This window comes from Phormidium sp. CCY1219 (assembly GCF_035615515.1).
Lineage (GTDB): Bacteria > Cyanobacteriota > Cyanobacteriia > Cyanobacteriales > Laspinemataceae > CCY1219.
In genome coordinates this window covers 1-4277 of record NZ_JAJENT010000414.1, presented here as the reverse complement: position 1 = coordinate 4277, position 4277 = coordinate 1, and the positions used below count along the sequence as shown (strand labels likewise).

Below are 4277 nucleotides of genomic sequence, written 5' to 3'. Positions count from 1 at the left end.
AGGGGGGAGAACTCCTCCCTACGCATAAATGACGAGGGTTTCCGTTCTCCCCCTTACCAACCCTAATTTCTGATGAGTTACTGCCTTAATCCTGAGTGCCCCAACCCTGCCGACCCCCTAAACGAGAACAATCAATATTGTTTCCACTGCGGCTCCGATTTGCTTCTCGGCGGATGCTATCGTGCAACTCAAAAGCTCAGCCACAACAGCTACGAAACCACATTTGAAATCTGCAAACACAACCAGAGCAAAATTTTAAAAATTCTCCAAATCGACGAGCCAGTAGCCGTCGCATTATTTCAACAACAAGCGCTCCTGTTAGGACAACTCAACCATCCCGGAATTCCCCAAGTCGAACATGCCGGTTACTTTACCTTTGTCCCCCTAGAGGGCAAAAAGCCCCTGCATGGCCTCGTGGTGGATAAAATAGAGGGACTAAACCTCGAAGAGTGGCTGAAAAAACGCGATGGTCAACCCCTCTGCGAAGCATTGGCTTTAACCTGGTTAAAACAGATCCTAGAAATCCTGCAAAAACTCCATCAACTTCCTTACTTTCACCTCAATATCAAGCCAAGCAATATCGTAATGTCCTCCAACGGACAACTGGTGTTAATTGATTTTGGGGCAGCAAGGCAAGTGATTGCCAGCTACATGAAAACCCAGGAGGATTCGACCCCCCTTACGGGAATTCACTCCCCCGGTTACACTCCTCCAGAACAACTCAAACATGAAGCCGTGGTGCAATCAGATTTTTTTGCCTTGGGGCGCACCTTTGCGTATTTACTCACCGGCACTCCACCCCTGAGCTTTTGGAACGCGGAAACCTCCGAGTTTCATTGGCGACACCGCGCGCCTCACATATCCGAGGAACTGGCAGCATTCCTCGATCGCCTCATGGCTCCTTCCCTCAGTCAGCGTCCCAAAACCGCCACCGAGATTTTGCAGCAGTTAGAACAACTGACCCACAGTTTACAACAGCCAAAGTCGCTGAGTGAGCCAACTCCCGAGAACGGCGCGGCGCTTGAAATCCCTACCCCATCCACTGCCGGGGTAAGTTTGCCCCCCCTGGATGGGGGAAGCGAAAGCCAATCCCAAGCAATGGAGCCAACAGAGAAAACGCCGGTGGCAGCAAAGCTCAAATGGGATCGAGAGTCACTGCTGAAAAAGGGGAAACTGTTTGGCGTTGCCGGGGTAGTCGGTTTTTTAGCCGGGATGGGTTTTTTATTCATCAGCAGCACTCTGAGCAAAAGCTATCAGTGTCACAAATTGATAGCCGCAATTGACCGAGGCGGGAAAGAAGTCAAAAAATTAGAAGGCACAGATGCGGATGACGCGGTTGCGTTAGCAACTCAGTTGGAAAAAATTTCCACCAAGGTACTGGATATCGAGTTATCTGATGCAACGCTCAAACCGTTTCCCACAAGGTTGGGTGAAAGCTACGAGCAATTGAGTCAAGCCTTTCGGGAAATGGGAGAAGCGATCGCAGTAGTGGATGCTGCCCCAGTGAGCAAAGCGGGCTTAGACCAAGTAAAAGAAGCAAGAAAAAAAGCAGAATCTGCAGGAAAGCTCGCCAATAAAGCTGCAAAAAATGCAGATACAGTAGCCAATGAAATCAAAAGCTACTGTTTGAAATAAATAAGAACCTTTCACCCTTCGTTCGTTCCCGCGTAATTCTCAGGACTTGTGCGGTCATAATGAAGGGTGATATTTTAGAAAATCACAACTTAAGCGAATTAATGATGAATTTCTAAATTTAAAATGTAGCGACCTAATTGAAGATTTTGCGACCACAATTCGTATTCTAAACGCAAATGTTCCGGAACCGGGCGACCGATGAGACGCAAGCGCCGGGTATAATTTCGCATTCGCAACTGTCCGTTGCCCTGCAAGCCGTCATTTTGGAGCCAATAACGGCTAACGCCATACATGCAGCGCTCCCAGAGGTGACGATAACTAAAATTGCCATTTCCTTGCATCGTCATAATCACGCGGTAAGGAGAAATCTCGAGCCACAAGAGTCGAGATTTAGCAGCAGTAGGTAAAGTTGCCACCTCCGGAGCGCCAGGAGAGAATTCTAGGTCTCGAATAGCCGGTTCGCTCAAGAGCAAATGAAATCGGTCGCGGTCTTTTTGATAGAGCGTACCGGCGGTTTCCACCACAGACCAAACCGGGAGGTCCGTAGAAATTAAAGAAAGGCTTACAGGTTTGCGGCGATGGGTCAACATGAGATCGCAACGATAAAATTCAAAAGTTCTGTCAGGAGCGGTTGGACCGGACATGAGGGAGCGATCGCGCGTCGGGTGCCAAGCAGCCAAAACGGCACCGCGTCCTCCCACAATCGGTGTACGATTGCATTGAACAGTCCCATCACAGTCTAGCCCAATGCCTACCTCTATCGTAAATGTCACAACTACCGAATCCGAGCAACAATTGATCGTTCAAAGACCCCCCGACGGGGTAGCATTGCGAGGTCGGATCCGGGTACCGGGAGATAAGTCGATTTCGCACCGCGCCTTGATGCTCGGTGCGATCGCCACTGGTGAAACCACCATTGAGGGACTGCTACTGGGCGAAGACCCCCGCAGCAGTGCAGGCTGCTTTCAAGCGTTGGGCGCGCAGATTAGCGAACTGAACGAACAACAGGTGAAGGTTCGCGGGGTGGGGGTGGGTAACTTAAGCGAGCCGATGGATATTTTAGATGCGGGGAACTCTGGCACCACCATGCGACTGATGCTAGGAATTCTTGCCAGTCATCCCGATCGATTTTTTGCGGTGACTGGGGACAAATCCCTGCGATCGCGGCCCATGTCCCGGGTGGTGCAACCGTTACAGCAAATGGGTGCCCAAATCTGGGGGCGCGATCGCGGCAGAGTAGCACCTTTAGCGATTCAAGGTCAACCCCTCCATCCCATCCATTATCGCTCACCGGTCGCCTCAGCTCAGGTTAAGTCTTGTATCCTGCTTGCCGCTTTAATGGCAGAAGGTGACACCACCGTTACCGAACCGGCCCTGTCTCGGGATCACAGCGAGCGAATGCTGAAAGCCTTTGGCGCGGATATTGTCACCGATCGCGAGAGCAAAAGCGTCACCCTCACCGGTCCGGCGCAGCTGACCGGCCAATTGGTGGTGGTACCCGGGGATATCAGTTCTGCCGCTTTTTGGTTAGTGGCGGCGGCGATCGTGCCCGGTTCGGAATTAACCATCGAAAATGTGGGCGTCAATCCTACCCGCACCGGGATTTTAGACGCCCTGGCGATGATGGAAGCGGATATTCAATTGGAAAACCAACGCACGATCGCCGGCGAACCCGTGGCGGATATCCGGGTGCGACACTCTTCCTTGCAAGGGTGTCTGCTTTCCGGGGAAATGATTCCGCGCGCCATCGATGAAATCCCGATTTTAGCCGTGGCGGCGGCATTTGCCAAGGGAAAAACGGTGATTCGCGATGCGGCTGAATTACGAGTGAAAGAAAGCGATCGCCTTGCAGTGATGGCTAGCGTTTTAACTAAAATGGGTGCTAAGGTAACAGAATTGCCCGACGGGTTGGAAATTTCCGGCGGCAGCGCTTTAACCGGCACCGATGCGGACAGCCATGACGATCATCGCGTGGCGATGAGTGTGGCGATCGCCGCCCTCAACGCCACCGGCACCACTACCATTCACCATGCCGAAGCCGCTGCTATCTCCTACCCCGATTTTGTCCCCACCCTGCAAAATCTCTGTGGCGATCCGGGCAAAATTCCCGCTCAAGAAGCCAGTAAAACCTAGACAATCGGTTGAGTAGAGGTAAGACACCGGGTTTTTTCGTAAAATCGCGATCGATTCGCAACCTATTAGACTCGCCAAACCCGGTTTCTGGTTCAGTGGTCTAATATTGAACCGACCCCCTCGCCGCTCTAAGGTTTAAATTCCCCTCCAGTCAACTTCTGCGGGCTGAAGCCACGCAGCTTGGAGGGCCCAACCTCTAACTAAGAGTTGGCGCTTACCATGCAGCCAAAAACGATAACACCTCTGGGTATTTCCCTAGCCCGGACTATTTGTTGGTCTTCTTGGGTGAAGGCACTGGATTATTCCAGGACACAACGTTTTTGGTGGTCGTAGGGACAGGCAACTATTTCTAATAGGATTATCTCCATGATTAGAGTGCCAGTTCAAAATCCAGACGGTTCCCCTGCAATGCCGACAAAAGCATCGCGGGCACGTCGTTGGGTAAAGGAAGGAAAAGCAACTTCCCATTGGAATGATGCAGGCTTGTATTATGTCCGATTAGCTGCCGA

General features: G+C 51.5%; 4 protein-coding genes. 3 read left to right on the top strand and 1 reads right to left on the bottom strand.

Features of this window, described 5'->3' with window-relative positions; translation table 11 throughout:
- Positions 1–72 precede the first annotated feature (72 nt).
- Positions 73–1635, top strand: a complete 1563-nt coding sequence (locus LKK83_RS09215; protein ID WP_324630783.1) for a serine/threonine protein kinase — start codon at positions 73–75, stop codon at positions 1633–1635.
- A gap of 98 nt (positions 1636–1733) precedes the next feature.
- Here the strand turns inward: LKK83_RS09215 and LKK83_RS09210 are convergent, their stop codons facing one another.
- Positions 1734–2225 (bottom strand): hypothetical protein, encoded by a 492-nt coding sequence (locus LKK83_RS09210; RefSeq protein WP_324630784.1) that lies wholly within the window; start codon positions 2223–2225, stop codon positions 1734–1736.
- 157 nt (positions 2226–2382) lie between these two features.
- On the opposite strand from LKK83_RS09210, the gene aroA reads away from it, so the two are divergent.
- Both aroA and LKK83_RS09200 read left to right on the top strand, forming a co-directional pair.
- Entirely contained in the window at positions 2383–3768 is a 1386-nt protein-coding gene (gene aroA, locus LKK83_RS09205; RefSeq protein WP_324630782.1) for a 3-phosphoshikimate 1-carboxyvinyltransferase, read from the top strand.
- A gap of 366 nt (positions 3769–4134) precedes the next feature.
- Positions 4135–4277, top strand: a 143-nt coding sequence (locus LKK83_RS09200) for an RRXRR domain-containing protein (protein WP_324630277.1), incomplete at its 3' end; no start/stop codon positions are given.